13 protein-coding genes, 2 tRNA genes and 3 pseudogenes are annotated in these 15,445 nt (G+C 41.8%); 14 read left to right on the forward strand and 4 right to left on the reverse strand.

The annotated features are described in order from the left end of the window. Positions 1 to 2 precede the first annotated feature (2 nt). The 9 genes from BLR88_RS17335 to glmS all read left to right on the forward strand — a co-directional run bounded on the left by BLR88_RS17335 (position 3) and on the right by glmS (position 8,812). A tRNA-Pro gene (locus BLR88_RS17335) sits at positions 3 to 79 on the forward strand. Between the two features lie 34 nt (positions 80 to 113). Continuing rightward, positions 114 to 187: transfer RNA gene (locus BLR88_RS17340), tRNA-Gly, on the forward strand. Positions 188 to 551: 364 nt separating this feature from the next. Then, positions 552 to 1,451: an arginase gene (gene rocF / locus BLR88_RS17345; RefSeq protein WP_057900451.1), complete on the forward strand. Its 900-nt coding sequence runs from the start codon at positions 552 to 554 to the stop codon at positions 1,449 to 1,451. A 212-nt stretch (positions 1,452 to 1,663) separates the two neighbouring features. Next, the gene (sigW, locus tag BLR88_RS17350) at positions 1,664 to 2,227 is read left to right on the forward strand and encodes an RNA polymerase sigma factor SigW (protein ID WP_057900450.1); all 564 of its coding nucleotides are present in this window, start codon (positions 1,664 to 1,666) and stop codon (positions 2,225 to 2,227) included. Positions 2,228 to 2,250: 23 nt separating this feature from the next. Continuing rightward, a complete protein-coding gene (locus tag BLR88_RS17355; RefSeq protein ID WP_057900111.1) occupies positions 2,251 to 2,868 on the forward strand; it encodes a zf-HC2 domain-containing protein in 618 nt (205 codons plus the stop codon). 123 nt (positions 2,869 to 2,991) lie between these two features. After that, on the forward strand, positions 2,992 to 3,810 hold the full coding sequence (gene cdaA, locus BLR88_RS17360; RefSeq protein ID WP_057900110.1) for a diadenylate cyclase CdaA: 819 nt from the start codon (positions 2,992 to 2,994) through the stop codon (positions 3,808 to 3,810). Then, a complete protein-coding gene (locus BLR88_RS17365; protein ID WP_057900109.1) occupies positions 3,803 to 5,119 on the forward strand; it encodes a CdaR family protein in 1,317 nt (438 codons plus the stop codon). Before cdaA ends, BLR88_RS17365 begins: the two co-directional genes overlap by 8 nt. 17 nt (positions 5,120 to 5,136) lie before the next feature. After that, entirely contained in the window at positions 5,137 to 6,486 is a 1,350-nt protein-coding gene (gene glmM / locus BLR88_RS17370; protein WP_057900108.1) for a phosphoglucosamine mutase, read from the forward strand. A gap of 523 nt (positions 6,487 to 7,009) precedes the next feature. Then, positions 7,010 to 8,812, forward strand: a complete 1,803-nt coding sequence (glmS, locus tag BLR88_RS17375) for a glutamine--fructose-6-phosphate transaminase (isomerizing) (RefSeq protein WP_057900107.1) — start codon at positions 7,010 to 7,012, stop codon at positions 8,810 to 8,812. Between the two features lie 417 nt (positions 8,813 to 9,229). Here the strand turns inward: glmS and BLR88_RS17380 are convergent, their stop codons facing one another. The 3 genes and pseudogenes from BLR88_RS17380 to BLR88_RS20695 form a co-directional block, all read right to left on the reverse strand. Then, positions 9,230 to 9,889, reverse strand: coding sequence for a DUF6518 family protein (locus tag BLR88_RS17380; protein WP_091261403.1), 660 nt, complete (start codon positions 9,887 to 9,889; stop codon positions 9,230 to 9,232). Positions 9,890 to 10,301: 412 nt separating this feature from the next. Further along, positions 10,302 to 10,478: pseudogene (locus BLR88_RS20690) on the reverse strand (ATP-binding protein); the annotation flags it as partial. Positions 10,479 to 10,574: 96 nt separating this feature from the next. After that, positions 10,575 to 10,856: pseudogene (locus tag BLR88_RS20695) on the reverse strand (transposase); the annotation flags it as partial. A 141-nt stretch (positions 10,857 to 10,997) separates the two neighbouring features. On the opposite strand from BLR88_RS20695, the gene BLR88_RS17390 reads away from it, so the two are divergent. The 5 genes from BLR88_RS17390 (at position 10,998) to BLR88_RS17410 (ending at position 15,171) form a co-directional block, all read left to right on the forward strand. After that, positions 10,998 to 11,711 (forward strand): response regulator transcription factor, encoded by a 714-nt coding sequence (locus BLR88_RS17390; RefSeq protein WP_057900104.1) that lies wholly within the window; start codon positions 10,998 to 11,000, stop codon positions 11,709 to 11,711. Next, positions 11,701 to 12,732, forward strand: a complete 1,032-nt coding sequence (locus tag BLR88_RS17395) for a sensor histidine kinase (protein WP_057900103.1) — start codon at positions 11,701 to 11,703, stop codon at positions 12,730 to 12,732. The genes BLR88_RS17390 and BLR88_RS17395 overlap by 11 nt, the downstream gene beginning before the upstream one ends. A gap of 83 nt (positions 12,733 to 12,815) precedes the next feature. After that, positions 12,816 to 13,736, forward strand: a complete 921-nt coding sequence (locus BLR88_RS17400; RefSeq protein WP_057900102.1) for an ABC transporter ATP-binding protein — start codon at positions 12,816 to 12,818, stop codon at positions 13,734 to 13,736. After that, positions 13,729 to 14,466, forward strand: coding sequence for an ABC transporter permease (locus BLR88_RS17405; protein WP_091261404.1), 738 nt, complete (start codon positions 13,729 to 13,731; stop codon positions 14,464 to 14,466). Before BLR88_RS17400 ends, BLR88_RS17405 begins: the two co-directional genes overlap by 8 nt. Positions 14,467 to 14,508: 42 nt before the next feature. Further along, entirely contained in the window at positions 14,509 to 15,171 is a 663-nt protein-coding gene (locus BLR88_RS17410) for an undecaprenyl-diphosphate phosphatase (protein ID WP_302846670.1), read from the forward strand. A 33-nt stretch (positions 15,172 to 15,204) separates the two neighbouring features. Here the strand turns inward: BLR88_RS17410 and BLR88_RS17415 are convergent. Then, positions 15,205 to 15,445 (reverse strand): annotated as a pseudogene (locus BLR88_RS17415) (IS701 family transposase); the annotation flags it as partial.

Here is a 15,445-nt window from a genome sequence, read left to right on the forward strand (position 1 = left end):
TTCGGGAAGTGGCTCAGCTTGGTAGAGCACCTGGTTTGGGACCAGGGGGTCGCAGGTTCAAATCCTGTCTTCCCGACCACGTTTCTCTATGAAAAGCGATTGAATTGTTTTTTGCGGGTGTAGTTCAATGGTAGAACATCAGCCTTCCAAGCTGAATACGTGGGTTCGATTCCCATCACCCGCTCCATACATTGAAAGCATAAGACTCTAGAGAAGGGTCTTTTTTTATTTATGATCGTTATTTGTATGTCAAAACGCGCTGTTTTCTTAAACATTTTCCAAGAAAACAGCGCGTTTTCTGTAATGGTATTACTTTATTATTGTACTTGTCTGAGCATAAAAGTCAGAAAAATGGAACTCTAATTATATTATAAAACTAAGTGGGTTAATCATTGGTGGAATCCAAACATAGAAAATAGGAATCATCTATATTTTCCGTCTTTAATATGTATAACCATTCAAAATCTTGTCGAGTTGAGTCATCTTTCTTTTACAGTGTACAATAAGTGCAGACACATGGAAAGGAAGGGCTTACATCTATGAATCCTACGATGAATTCTAATATTTCGATTATTGGCGTTCCTATGGATTTGGGGGCCGATCGCCGCGGTGTAGATATGGGACCGAGTGCCATTCGCTATGCCGGGGTGGTGGAACGCCTTGAAAAAATCGGCTACACGGTGCATGATGAAGGGGATATTGTAGTGCGCCGTCCAAAGCAAAATACAACTGCGGGTACAAACCTGAAATATCTTGATGAAATTGCGCGTGTTAACCGGGAATTGTGCGATGCGGTTTCAGGTGAAATGAAAAAAGGCCATTTTCCGCTTGTTATCGGCGGTGACCACAGCATTGCTATCGGTACGATTGCTGGTGTATTGCAGCACCGTCCGAAAACCGGTGTAATTTGGTATGATGCGCACGGTGATATGAATACAGCGGAAACTTCGCCTTCCGGTAATATTCATGGCATGTCGCTTGCGGTTAGCCTAGGTTACGGACATGAATCTTTGACATCTATCGGCGGAGCGGACGCGAATCTTGATCCGGAAAAAACAGTACTTATTGGTGCGCGCGCGCTTGATCCAGGCGAGAAAGAATTTATCCAGAAGCTTGGTGTTAAAGTATTTACCATGCATGAAATCGACAGGATGGGTATGGCTCGTGTAATGGAAGAAGCGCTAAAAATTGTGACAAACGGCACGGACGGCGTTCACTTGAGCCTAGATTTGGACGGACTGGATCCGCACGATTGCCCAGGTGTCGGAACCCCAGTTATCGGGGGCATCAGCTACCGTGAAAGCCATTTGGCAATGGAAATTCTGGCGGAAGCGAATGTGCTGACTAGCGCCGAATTCGTAGAAGTAAATCCTATTCTTGACCAAATGAACCAAACGGCGCGGGTAGCTGTAGCACTAATGGGTTCCGTATTTGGAGAAAAATTATTATAATATAAGCATAGAGATGTGTAACAAAAAGCGAGAATGCGGCTATCCGCGTTCTCGTCTTTTTTATCGGATAAGAAAGTGACACAAAGCGACCTGGCTTTTTTGAGGAAAAAGAGTGGATGGCAATGCACGTGAGATTTTCTTATTTTTTGAAACCTGTGGCGCAGGAAGACGTATATAGATTACGGGAAACTGATTTTAGGATGTGGAGAAAATTGGACATTACTGAGCAACGGATTATCCAGCGTGCCAAAAATGGAGATCGGGATGCTTTCGCGGAACTGGTCGATTTATATAAAGATAAAATATACCACGTATCCTATCGTATGCTTGGGAATCGACAGGAGGCGGAAGACGTCGCCCAAGAAACGTTTTTGCGTGTATATGCCAATCTTGATAGCTACGATCCTAAATACAAATTTTCAACCTGGATATACCGTATCGCTTCAAACTTAAGCATTGACGTCATCAGAAAACGTAAAAAAAATCTCTCCATTGATGCAGAAATTACAGGAGCAGACGGAGTGGATTGGCACGATCGGCTTGCCGATACCAGCAAAGGGCCGGAAGAAGAGGTGCTGACCGACGAACTACAGGAGGAAGTGCAGGGAGCTATTATGGGCCTTAGTCCTAAATACCGTGTGGTAATGTTGCTACGCTATATAGAAAATTTAAGTCTGCAAGAAATTAGCGAAGTGGTTCAACTCCCTGTCTCCACCATCAAAACAAGAATCCATCGGGGCAGGGAAGCGCTGCGTAAAAAACTTCGGTTCATGTAACAAAAAGGAAGGAGAGATTGTTTATGCATTGTAACGAAATCGTACGTCTCATGCATTGCTACCTCGATGAGGAGACGACGAAAGAAGAAGAAATGCAGCTTCGCGTTCATCTTTCCGAATGCCAGAACTGTAAGAGACACTTTCATGAACTGGAACGTACCATTGCCTTTGTGCAGGGGTTGTCTCATATGAAAGCTCCGGAAGGGTTTACCGAGCGAGTGATGGCTGCGCTACCTAAAGAGAAACGCAAAACCAGCTGGTTTGAGCACATTAAGCGGCATCCGTTGCTTGTGGCTGCGTCGCTGTTTATCATGCTGATGGCGGGAAGCATGATGTCGCTCTGGACGGAAGGGCAGGAGCGGTTTGAATTTTCGGCCCCACAATTCCAAAACATTAAGGTTGATGAAGAAAAGCATATGGTCATTGTTCCGGCTGGCAAAGTGGTAGAAGGGGATATTGTTGTCCGTAATGGCAACATAAAGGTTGACGGAGATGTAAAAGGCAATGTAGTCGCCATAGACGGAGAAGTGTATATGGCATCAACCTCCCATATTACCGGCGAGGTACAGGAAATCCATCAAGCGGTTGAATGGGTTTGGTACAATATAAAAAAGGTTTTCAATTTGTTGATGAAAAGTTAAAATAGAGACGGAAGAAGGGCACGGCAAAACCGTGTCTTTTTTGCATGGGTAAAAGAAACAATATATACTAGGAAAAGAAGAGTGCCGGGAAAGTAGTACCTCCCGCTTGAAGGAGGAAAGTGAATGGCCGATTTTACCGAAAATTTTCTTGGCTACATTATTAATGCCGTTGATATCTTAATCGTCACGTACATTATTTATAAATTGATTTTGCTGCTGCGCGGTACACGTGCTCTCCAACTATTTAAGGGAATTATGGTAATCGTCATTGCTATGGTCGCCAGTTCTTTTTTGCAACTTCGTACGTTGCAATGGCTAATGGATAAGGCTTTATCCTATGGCGTATTTGCGATTCTGGTCATTTTTCAGCCCGAGCTTAGGCGCGCACTTGAGCAAATTGGGCGGGGGCGGCTGTTTGCTCGAAGTTCAGCACCAGATGAGAAGATTGTGCTTGATGTCGTGGAGGCCGTAGTCAAAGCTGTATTTTATATGGCAAAGCGCAGGATTGGAGCTTTGATTGTTATCGAACGCGAAACAGGCTTGTCCGATTATGTCGAAACAGGTATTGGACTTACGGCCAGATGCAGTTCTGAGCTTTTAATTAACATTTTTATTCCGAATACGCCGCTACATGACGGCGCGGTAATTATGCGGAAGGATATGGTCATGGCAGCAGGATGCTATTTACCGCTGTCCGAGAACCCCACCATTTCGAAAGAATTAGGGACGCGACACAGAGCGGCTATCGGGTTGAGCGAAGTGTCGGACGCAATTGCGATCGTTGTCTCCGAAGAAACAGGCCAAGTCTCAATTGCGATAAATGGTGAAATTACACGCAATTATACGGAAGAAATGCTAGCCAAACTCCTTCGGGAAAAACTGATGCCGCAGTCGCGAGCTGCTTCGCCGCTTTGGCAACGGAAGGTGAAAAATGATGGATAGATGGCTAAGTAACAACACTGTTGTGAAAGTCATATCTTTTCTGGTGGCGATTATGCTTTGGGCTGTGGTCAATAACGAACCTGCTTCGTATAGCACAGGTGTGGGACAGGCACAAGCGTCTACACAACTGAATAAAGAGTTAAAGATTCGATATGACGAAAAAAAATTTCTTGTGGACGCTCCGTCTACCGTACATGTGGAGATAAGAGGAAGCAAAGACTTACTGGCCATGTCTTCCTTGCTTTCGCCTGACAATTTCGAAGTCTTTATTGATTTGCGGGGATACGAAAGTGGCCGTTACGAAGTGCCCGTTCAGTATGAGGGGTTGCCTCACGGATTGGATATTACCATCCAGCCGAGTCAAGTATCTGTAAACATTGAAGAGATTAAGAAAATCCAGAAGAATGTTCAGGTGCACCTGATGGGCAAAGCCAGAGGATACACAAAGGCGGGCGAGCCGGTCATCAAGCCGCAAACAGTAACCGTGGCTGTGCCGGAAAGCAGGGTGAAAGATGTAGCGTTTGTCCAGGCGGTTGTCAGTGTTGAAGAAGCGGAAGGCCCGATAGATACCAAAGTGCCCTTGCGTGTACTGGATAGAAAAGGGCAACCGCTTGATGTAGCCAGAGTGTCTCCTTCGTCCGCGGAAGTGTACGTGCCGCTCGTTGCGTTGCCTTCCAAAATGGTACCTTTGCGGGTTCAGACCAAAGGAGTTCCGGCGAACGGCTACAAAATTGATTCTGTGACGGTTACTCCGCCGCAAATTACTATCTATGGTTCACAAAGCGTGCTTGACACGATGTCTTCTTACACGCTTCCTGAAGTAGACGTGAGCGGATGGACCGCAACAAAGAAAATACAGGTAAACGTTCCGTTGCTTGATAAAATTGAAAAGACAGATATTAAAACAGCAGAAGTGACTGTAAATATCTCGAAGGCGGAAGAGGAGGTCATAGGGTCGAAGGAGCCCGATTCTCCGGTTGGACAGCCGGAGCAACCTATCAATGTCCATGAATCCGTAGAACTCCCGATTCGTGTCCAAGGTCTTGCTTCCGATAAGACATTCGAATTTGTAAAGCCTTCATCCGGCCGCATTCGATTGGAACTACAGGGAACAAAAGAGTCGATGGAGAAATTTGACAGAAGCAAATTGACCGCTTCCGTTGACATTAGCGATAATACACCGGGGGAGCACACGATGACGGTGCGCATTGCTAATCTTCCGCCTGATGTCAAAGTAACGAACCCCGGAAGCTTGCAAGTAACGATTTTAATAAAGGAACAGGCTGGAGATCAGCATGTTAACTCATGAGAGGAGAGGTAAAAAGCATGGGTAAATACTTTGGAACTGACGGAGTGAGAGGAGTAGCCAACACGGAACTAACGCCAGAATTAGCGTATAAGCTAGGGCGCTGCGGTGGGTATGTAGTAATTCGTGACAGCAAAAATGTGAAACCAAAAGTGGTTGTCGGACGTGATACGCGCATTTCTGGTCCGATGCTAGAGCGCGCCCTTATCGCCGGTCTGCAATCGATCGGCGCAGAAGTTATTCGGCTTGGTGTTATTTCCACACCAGGTGTGGCATATCTGACCAGAGCGTTGGAAGCGGACGCAGGCATTATGATTTCTGCTTCCCACAATCCGGTAGAGGATAACGGTATTAAGTTTTTTGGCGGTGACGGCTTTAAACTGCTGGACGAAAAAGAAGCGGAGATTGAAAAGCTGCTGGATGCGGAAAAAGATGAGCTACCACGTCCGATTGGCGGAGATATTGGTACGGTGCTGAATTATAAAGAAGGTGCCCAAAAATATCTGCAATACTTGAAAACGACGGTGCAGAACCGTTTTGGCGGGCTGAAAATTGTCGTGGATTGCGCGAATGGAGCTGCCTCCGCCCTAGCTGCGCAGTTGTTTGCGGATATGGAAGCAGATGTAGTCACGCTCGCATGCAATCCTGACGGGCTTAACATTAATGACAACTGCGGCTCGACGCATCCGGAAGCGCTGCAAAAAGCGGTGGTTGAGCACGGTGCGGCACTCGGCCTTGCGTTTGATGGGGATGCGGATCGCTTGATTGCCGTAGATGAAAAGGGCAGTATTGTAGACGGTGACTTTATTATGGCAATCTGCGGTATTGCGTGGAAGCGCCGTGGCAAGCTCAAGAATAATACGGTTGTCTCCACCGTTATGAGCAATATTGGTTTCTACAAAGCGCTGGAGGCGGCTGGCATCCAAACGCGTCAGACAGCGGTAGGTGACCGCTACGTCATGGAGGAGATGCTGAAAGGCGGTTACAATATTGGCGGAGAGCAATCCGGTCATATTATCTTTCTAGATTACAATACGACCGGAGATGGACTTTTGACCGCACTACAGCTGCTTGACGTGGTAGTGGAAGCGCAAAAACCGTTGTCTGAACTTGCGGCAGAAACAATGACACAATATCCGCAAATTCTTGTAAATGTCCGCGTAGCCGATAAGACGAAGCTAAACGGCAACGCTGTCATCAAAGCTGTGATTGAGGAGGTGGAAGCGGAGCTTGGCTCTAACGGCCGCGTGCTTGTCCGTCCATCCGGTACAGAACCGATCATACGCGTCATGGCGGAAGGGCCGGATGAAGATGAACTGAAAGAGTACGTTCAGAAAATCGCCGATGTAATTGAGAAAGAACTAGTATAAACTTTTGGAAAAAGGATGCGGTGGTCACCCGCCGCATCTTTTCCTTTTACTTAAATACAAGAATGGTCAGGGGGAAAAATCCCTATTGTGAAAAAATATTTTTTTGTGGTAATGTATCAATAGTATTGTGAGGGGAGGAGTGGAAAGAGCAGGAAACCTTAAAGACGGATTATGAATATAATAATGTCGTAAAAGCGCCAGGACCATTCCGTGAACGGGTGAAAAGGAATGGTTGACGAGGTGGAGGTTTATCGAGTTTTCGGCGGATGCCTCCCGGCAGCGGGCCGCTGCCGTAGGGCTGTTCGACAAAACGTCTGGGAAACCTGACGCACAATAGGACAGCACGGTCCCTTACCCGTCTTCATTTACGTTTTGGTTCAAATTATATGGAATACGGGTATGTGTGTAGGGGGATTTTTAAAATAATACAAAAGACAATGGCAGACGGGGGCACGCCCTGTCTGAAAGCAAGGAATAAGGATAGCGTGTTGCCCCTGTCTTGAAAGGGGAACGTAAATAAGTTATGTGTGGAATTGTAGGATATATCGGAACACAGGATACGAAAGAAATCTTGCTTCAGGGTTTGGAGAAACTCGAATATAGAGGATATGATTCCGCGGGAATTGCCGTAGTAAACGGAGAAGGGGTACGCATCTTTAAGGAAAAGGGACGCATCGCCGCGCTGCGCGATATTGTCGATTATAATACGCATGGAACAGTTGGTATTGGACACACTCGCTGGGCGACGCATGGCGTGCCAAATCGTGTAAATGCGCACCCGCACCAAAGTAGTTCTTCCCGCTTTACGCTTGTGCACAACGGTGTAATTGAGAACTATGAACACCTTAAGCGTGATTTCTTATCCAGTCATTCATTCATCAGCGACACGGACACGGAAGTTATCGTGCAGTTGGTGGAGAAATTCGTGGAGGAAGGTTTGTCCGTTGAGGAAGCTTTCCGCAAAACATTGAAAAACTTGAAAGGTTCGTATGCCATTGCTCTGTTGGATGAAGAGAATCCGGATGTTATTTATGTGGCGAAAAACAAAAGCCCGTTGCTCGTTGGCCTTGGTGACGGCTGCAATGTGGTGGCCAGCGATGCAATGGCAATGCTACAGGTAACAGACACATTCGTTGAATTGATGGACGAAGAAATTGTTGTCGTAATGAAAGATAGCTTAACGATCAAGGATCTGGACGGCAATGTAGTTTCCCGTGAGCCATTCGTGGTGGAAATCGATGTCAGCGATATTGAGAAAGGTACGTATCCGCACTACATGCTGAAAGAAATTGATGAGCAGCCGTTTGTTATTCGCAATATTATCCAGCAATATCAGGATGAAAACGGAAACTTGAAGCTGGATGCATCCATTCGTCAGGCAATGCAGGATGCTGACCGCATTTATATTATAGCCTGCGGCACGAGCTATCATGCAGGATTGGTGGGCAAACAATTCATTGAGAAGCTGGCTGGCATTCCGGTTGAAGTGCATATTGCCAGTGAATTTTCATATAATATGCCACTTTTGAGCCAGAAGCCGTTGTTTATTTTCATTTCCCAAAGCGGTGAGACGGCGGATAGTCGCGCCGTGCTAGTGCAAGTGAAAAAGCTAGGACATAAGGCGCTGACAATTACGAACGTGCCGGGTTCCACGCTGTCACGTGAAGCAGACTATACGTTGCCGCTGTATGCGGGACCGGAAATCGCGGTAGCCTCGACGAAAGCATATACCGCGCAACTGGCTGTACTTGCGATTCTTGCGGTGGATACAGCCATTGCCAAAGGGTTAAGGCCCGATTTCGATTTGCTGAAAGAGCTGGGTATTGTGGCGAATGCGATGGAGACGCTGTGTGATAGTAAGGAAGAGATGAAAAGAGTAGCGGATGAGTTCTTGAGCATACATCGCAACGCATTCTTTATCGGGCGTGGTTTAGACTTCTACGTATGTCTGGAAGGTGCGTTGAAGCTGAAAGAGATTTCTTATATTCAAGCGGAAGGCTTTGCTGCTGGCGAACTGAAGCACGGCCCGATTGCGCTGATTGAGAATGATACACCGGTAATTGCACTATCAACGCAGAAGCGCCTGGATTTGAATATCCGTGGTAACGTGAAAGAAGTTGTGGCACGCGGCGCAAATCCGTGCATCATCAGCATGCAGGGGATGGAAGAGGTGGGCGACCGCTTCGTCATTCCAGCCGTACATGAGCTTTTGACACCGCTTGTGTCGGTGATTCCGCTGCAGTTGATCTCGTACTATGCGGCACTGCACCGCGGCTGCGACGTGGATAAACCACGTAATCTGGCCAAGTCGGTTACGGTGGAATAATAGCTTGAAAAGTATATACGAATTGTTGTAGAGTGAAAAAATAGTTGTTTAAAAATCGCACGTCACAGGAGTATAATGGAAAAAACTCCTGGCGTGCGGTTTTTTATTTTCAAGCTAAATTTGGAATGGGGATTACTATGGAACAATCAACAATTCGCTTTCCCTCTTTCCCTCGTACGGAACCACCCAAAGATTTTGTTTTTAGTGTTGTAAAAGTCTTTAGAAAATATGAAGAGAAAATCATATAAATCTGAGTTGATGTCTTAACTATTGTATTTCATAAAAATCAATCGGAGATTGAACAAGCAGTACAAAAGTTTTTTCTATTTATGCACTCTTATCCTGAACGTGTTTTAAAGCGTATCGGCTGTATATGGTAAGAGATCAGACAAGATGTATATAATATCAAAATTATATTTATAGACCACCAAATAGGTATGATAAGATATTTGAATTTCTAATTATAAACATGATGAATAACATCGATGTAAAAATTCGCAACCTTTGTTTTTGATTTGTTGGCAATATAATAAACAGAATGACAGAAAACAGAATTTCAAATCCATGAGTTATTGCAAACGTATAAAAAAACGGATAGCCTGTTGAAACAAGTAAACCAATAGGCATTGCGGCACAAAACGCTGCAATCCATCCGTTTCCTCTGCTAAACCATACGATATAGGCTGCTATTGGTGATGCTAACGCAATTACACCCCAATGGATAAAGTAATAGGTAGGGAAAAAACCAAATAACCACATTGAATATATATAATACATTAACAACATTCCGACAAAAAATGCAAAAACTTTTATGGCACCAATTCTTGGATTATTGCTCCATACAGCAATAATTGTAGCCAGGAGAACCCATATACCTAATCTGGTGGTTATGTCACTTATAATACCAAGAATATATCCTAATAACCCATTTGAAGGGATTGTATCACTATATTTTGATATAAAACCAAGAAGCACTCCGAAAGAAAAGGATAACAGTACTTGTAAAGTTTTTTGTTGCATTGTTATTGAAGCCGTTTGTTCTCCCCTTATTTTGCTCAAAAGTTCTATTATCGACAAATTCACTGACCTCCTACTCCTCGATAATATAAACAATCCTTATTGAAAATCATAAAGAATTCTTTCGAACGTTTTTTATCTGGAATATATGGTTTGTGTTAATCGAATATAAACATTGATAATTAACAATAGCCTAATTAAAAAATATTTTTCCTTTTCTTGGGAGGATAATCATAGATACTCCTCATTATATCACGCCAATAATTTGAGCAATACTTGCTAAGCAGGAACTTGTTCACTATAATAAAGTTATTTTTACAAGCAAGCACATAAGCCAATAAAGAGTGCTTTTTTTCATATGGATGAGGTTTTGATTTATAAAAAAAGCGAAACATTGCCCATATGAAATAGTACTTTTTTTGTGTGGCCGTCAAGTACGTTTGAACACTTTTTGCTAAATAACTTTGAACACTTAGTTGTTACCAAATATGGTTGGCCGATGTTTAATACGATAACTTTCTCCATGTAAATGAATGACTTCGCCTTTATGGACGAGTCGGTCTAAAATAACGGTGGCGATGGCTGGATCGTAAAGTAGCTCTCCCCAGTCCTTCGGTCCTTTATTGGACGTAACGATCAAAGAGGTTTGCTCTTCTAACGTAAAGGACTCTAGTTTTGTATTAACAGGCAAACCTTTGAGAAAAGCTGTATGAAGAAAAAAAACTTCGGTTCTCCACCAGGTGGCTGCACGTGAAAACGTTGAAAGATGAGGAACATAGGGAAGTCCAACTATCCAGCACCAATAGGGATAACTACTAAGGAACCTAACAAGCTTCTGTAAGGAAGCAATCCCGAAATCCGTCTTGATAATGAAACATTTCAACATGGATGTTCTTGGGACGGCAGGTCTTCCTGTTACATACGTGGTCTCAGGAATATTAGGACAATCTAAAAACGTTAACGCATGTTGTAAAACAGGGTCTTTGATTGCAAACATTGCATGCTCCATAGAAAAATTGGGCATCATGGGAGTATCTACCTCTTTGGTTCATGGGTTTTTGAGTACTTACCATTCTTTCCAAACAGGTAGGTTTTTTATTGCCCATTATTTAGAGATTATACGTTTTGCAACACCCTCAATTTAATAAAATAAGAAATAGGTGAAAATATGGAAGATATTCGAGTACTCATAGCTGATGATGACAAAGAAATTAGAGATTTATTGAAAATATATCTAGAAAGAGAATGGTATGAAGTAGATGTGGCAGCAAATGGAAAGGAGGCCCTTTCTTTATTTGAGACGAATACATACAATTTAATCATCTTAGATCTAATGATGCCGAAAGTTGATGGTATAGAGGTATGCAGAAGACTTAGAAATAAAACGAATGTGCCTATACTTATGCTCACTGCAAAGGATCACGAGGTAGATAAAATTTTAGGTTTAAGTATAGGAGCAGATGATTATATCACTAAGCCTTTTAGCATCAATGAAGTGGTTGCGAGAATCAAGGCTCTTATGAGAAGGTTTTTGGTATTAGGCAGTAATGACAGTTCTCATGAAGAATCTCTTTTAAGATTTAAAGGCTTAACGATTGATCTGAAAAAATGCACCGTTACGGTAGACGGTGAAGAAATATCATTAACGGCTAAGGAATTTGAACTCCTGAAGTTTTTTGCTTCCCATCCTGAACAAGTATTTACAAAAACACAACTGTTTCGCCATGTTTGGAATAGCAATTATATAGAAGATGACAATACAGTCATGGTACACATTAGAAAACTTAGAAAGAAAATAGAAAAAGATCCCTCTAATCCTCAATTTATTCAAACGATTTGGGGTATAGGGTATAAGTTTATGGGTGAAAAAGATGAATCATGACAAATATATTTTCCTTATTATCCTTCAATTCATAGTGATTACCGGGCTTTTCTTGATAGATATTAAGGAAAGTTTGGTAGGCCTGTTAAATGGGGCTTTATTTATTTTCTTATTTTCTGTGACGTTCATTCTTTTAATAAAGATACTTCATTCTCGTAAAAGGTTAAAGCACATCGTTGAGGAGTTAAGACGAGCCATGAACGGGAACTTAAAGACAAGATTACTAGCTAAGGACGATCATCTATTGAATGAAGTCATTTTTTTAATTAATGAATTACTTGAACAATTAGAAAAAAATCAGATTGAAGCAATTAAATTCCATACAGCCAGAAGACGTCTTCTTTCAAGTATATCCCATGATATTCGAACCCCCCTTGCATCTATTATTGGATACATTGATGCCCTTCGAGATAATATAGCGGCTTCAGAGGATGAAAAACGTGAATATCTTGAGATTCTCTCTAAGAAATCCAATAATTTAAAGCAATTGATAGATGAAATTTTTGTCATGGCAAAGCTTGACGCTGATGAGATCCCATTGAAAGTAGAATCCCTGGATCTATCAGAATTTGTCAGAGAAACATTAATTGAGTTTTTGCCTAAATTGAAGAATGATCATGTACAGCTACATTTAAATATCCCTGAAAAAAAATGTTTTGTCATGGCGGATCGTTTGAGTCTTATCCGCATCATTCGGAATTTAATCAAGAACGCATTGGAATATGGGAGAGATGGAAACATCTTAGGGGTAGAGCTTATAGAAAAAACGGACGAATATCATTTGCTTATTTGGGATCAGGGACCTGGTATTCCAAAAAAGGATCTTGAATTCGTGTTTGAAAGAATGTATCGAGGTGATCAAGCCAGAAGTTCTTTTCATGGGGGGAGTGGCCTAGGCCTTTCTATTGCAAAAGCGCTTGTAGAGAAAAACGGTGGAACAATATGGGTAGAGAGTAGTCCGTGGGAAAAAACTACGTTTGGTTTTTCAGTACCAAAACATAAGCACTCGAACGGATTTTAAGAAATAGTTAAGAAACAGATAAGAAGCAATTAAAAAAGCCTTCTTATAATGTAACTAAGTTTACTGAAAGAGGGTGCATCATATTGAGTGTAATCATAAAAACGGCCAATCTAACAAAGAAGTATGACAACCAAGTATCAGTCGATCATGTTAATATGACTGTAAATCAAGGAGAGATTTACGGTTTTCTTGGCCGAAATGGTGCGGGGAAAACGACTACGATCAGAATGTTATTAGGGTTGATTAAACCTACCTCTGGAAAAATTGAAATATTTGGAGAAGATTTGTTTAAAAATCAGAAGGAGATTTTAAGGAGAATCGGGTCAATGGTTGAAGTGCCTGGTTTTTATGGAAATCTTACGGCAAAAGAAAATTTACTCATTAATGCTAAAATTATGGGCGTTCACAAGAGAAATGCTATTGAAGAAGTGCTGGAAATTGTAGGACTTCAAAATGAGACGAAAAAGCTCGTGGATAAATATTCTTTAGGAATGAAGCAAAGATTAGGGATTGCCAGGGCTCTTCTCCATTATCCCGAACTATTAATATTAGATGAACCTACTAATGGATTGGATCCGATTGGCATTAAGGAAATACGGCACCTTATTAAATCATTGGCTGAAGAAAGAAAGATTACCATATTAATTTCGAGCCATATTTTATCAGAAATAGAACAGTTGGCAGATACAATGGGGATCATTCATGAAGGAAAGCTCCTAGAAGAGATAACAGCTGATGAACTAAGGAAAAGAAATTGTAGATACATAGAGTTTCAAGTATCTAACGACAATAAAGCAGTGATGCTCCTAGAGAAGAATTTTCATATTTTTGATTATGAAGTTCATGAAGAAGGAAATATCCGCGTCTATTCGCATCTCGGACAACAGGGAAAAATCAATAAATTATTTGTGCAAAATGATATTGAAGTATACAAGATTACAATGAGCGAAGACAAATTAGAAGACTACTTTACCAAATTAGTTGGGGGTGGTACAATTGATTAATTTATTATATACGGAACTATTAAAGTTAAAACGCTCTAAGATGTTCCTCATTAGCGTTCTCGGAGCAGCGGTAGCCCCCTTTATGGTGGTAGTTGCATCCTATATTTATATGAAGACTGAGGATTCACATCAGATCATTACATTTCCTGAGCTTTTTTCCGAAACGAATTTGTATACGGTTTTATTAATCGGTGTTCCTTTATATGGAGTCGTTTCAGCCTATCTTTTTAACCGTGAATATTTAGAAGATACTTTGAAAAACCTTTTAACCATCCCCGTGTCACGAATAAGCCTTATTATGAGCAAATTAATCATCCTATTCATGTGGATCATGTTCCTAACTTTCGTTGCCTGGGGATTAACTTTATTTTTAGGGGTATTAGGACAGTTTCAAGGTTTAAGTCCCTTATTAATCGTTAAGTCTTTGGGGAATTTTATGACAGGCGGGCTCCTTCTTTTTATATTATCAACTCCAATTGTACTTGTAGCAGTTGTCATGAAGAATTATGTACCAACCATTATTTTTACAATCGTGATCACCTTGATAAACGTTATGAGTGGAAATTCGGAACATAGGGGATTGTTTCCGTGGGCAGCAGCAGGAGATATTGCAAATGATACCCTTCAACCGACTTACCCTGCGGAAGTTTCTTATATTGCTATTTTTGCTACATCTATCATTGGATTGATTGCAACCATCGTCTACTTTAAAAAGGTGGATATTCATTGAAGAATCATAACTACATGAATGTATCCAGGAGAGAAATGATGAATGATAAACGATCTATTAATTGCCTTTATATTAGGAATTGTTGAAGGTTTAGCTGAGTTTTTACCGATTTCTTCTACAGGTCATCTAATATTAGTTGGCCATTTATTGGGTTTTGAAGATGAAAGATCAAAAACGTTCGAAATTGTTATACAGTTAGGGGCAATACTGGCTATCTCCATCTTATATCGCAAGCGTCTCGTTTCTTTATTTAATATTAAGCCCATTTTAAAGAAAGAAAAGAAATTCAATGCAATACACATCATACTAGGTGTTTTCCCTGCGGTAATCGCTGGTTTATTGTTGCATGATGTCATAAAAAACTATTTATTTCGTCCAAACACTGTGGTGATCGGACTCGTAGCAGGGGCTATTCTTATGATTATTGCAGAAAAGAAGAAACTTAAACCTGCCTCCTATTCCTTAGATGACTTAACTTATCGACAGGCATTAACAATTGGCTTATTTCAATGTCTATCAGTATATCCTGGTTTTTCAAGGGCAGGGGCAACGATCTCTGGTGGATTATTGGCAAGAGCTAGTTATAAAACAGCATCAGAATTTTCATTTTTAATTGCTATTCCTATTATGATTGGAGCAACAGGCTTGGACTTACTAAAAAGTTGGAATTACTTAACTGTAGTTGAGCAATTTTCATTACAATAATTACCATGTAAAAAGAGACAAACGGAGTACCCCTTATGCCACATGAAGCTGTTTTTTAACGACATCAATGGGAATATCTTGTTTCGCTGCATCGTAAATAAACTCCACGAGGCTATGTCCTTTCTTCTTTCGAAGGAAGTCAAGCCCGGTAGAGAAATCGCTGTTGGATTCGACCATACTGTACACATAAGCGAGTTGCACCAAGATCCAATACCGTTTCACCGCCCGACGTTGACGAACGCGGTACCCATCGAGCTTCAGCTGGTCTTTCGCT

The sequence above is a fragment of the Aneurinibacillus thermoaerophilus genome (genome assembly GCF_900099925.1).
Classification (GTDB): domain Bacteria; phylum Bacillota; class Bacilli; order Aneurinibacillales; family Aneurinibacillaceae; genus Aneurinibacillus; species Aneurinibacillus thermoaerophilus.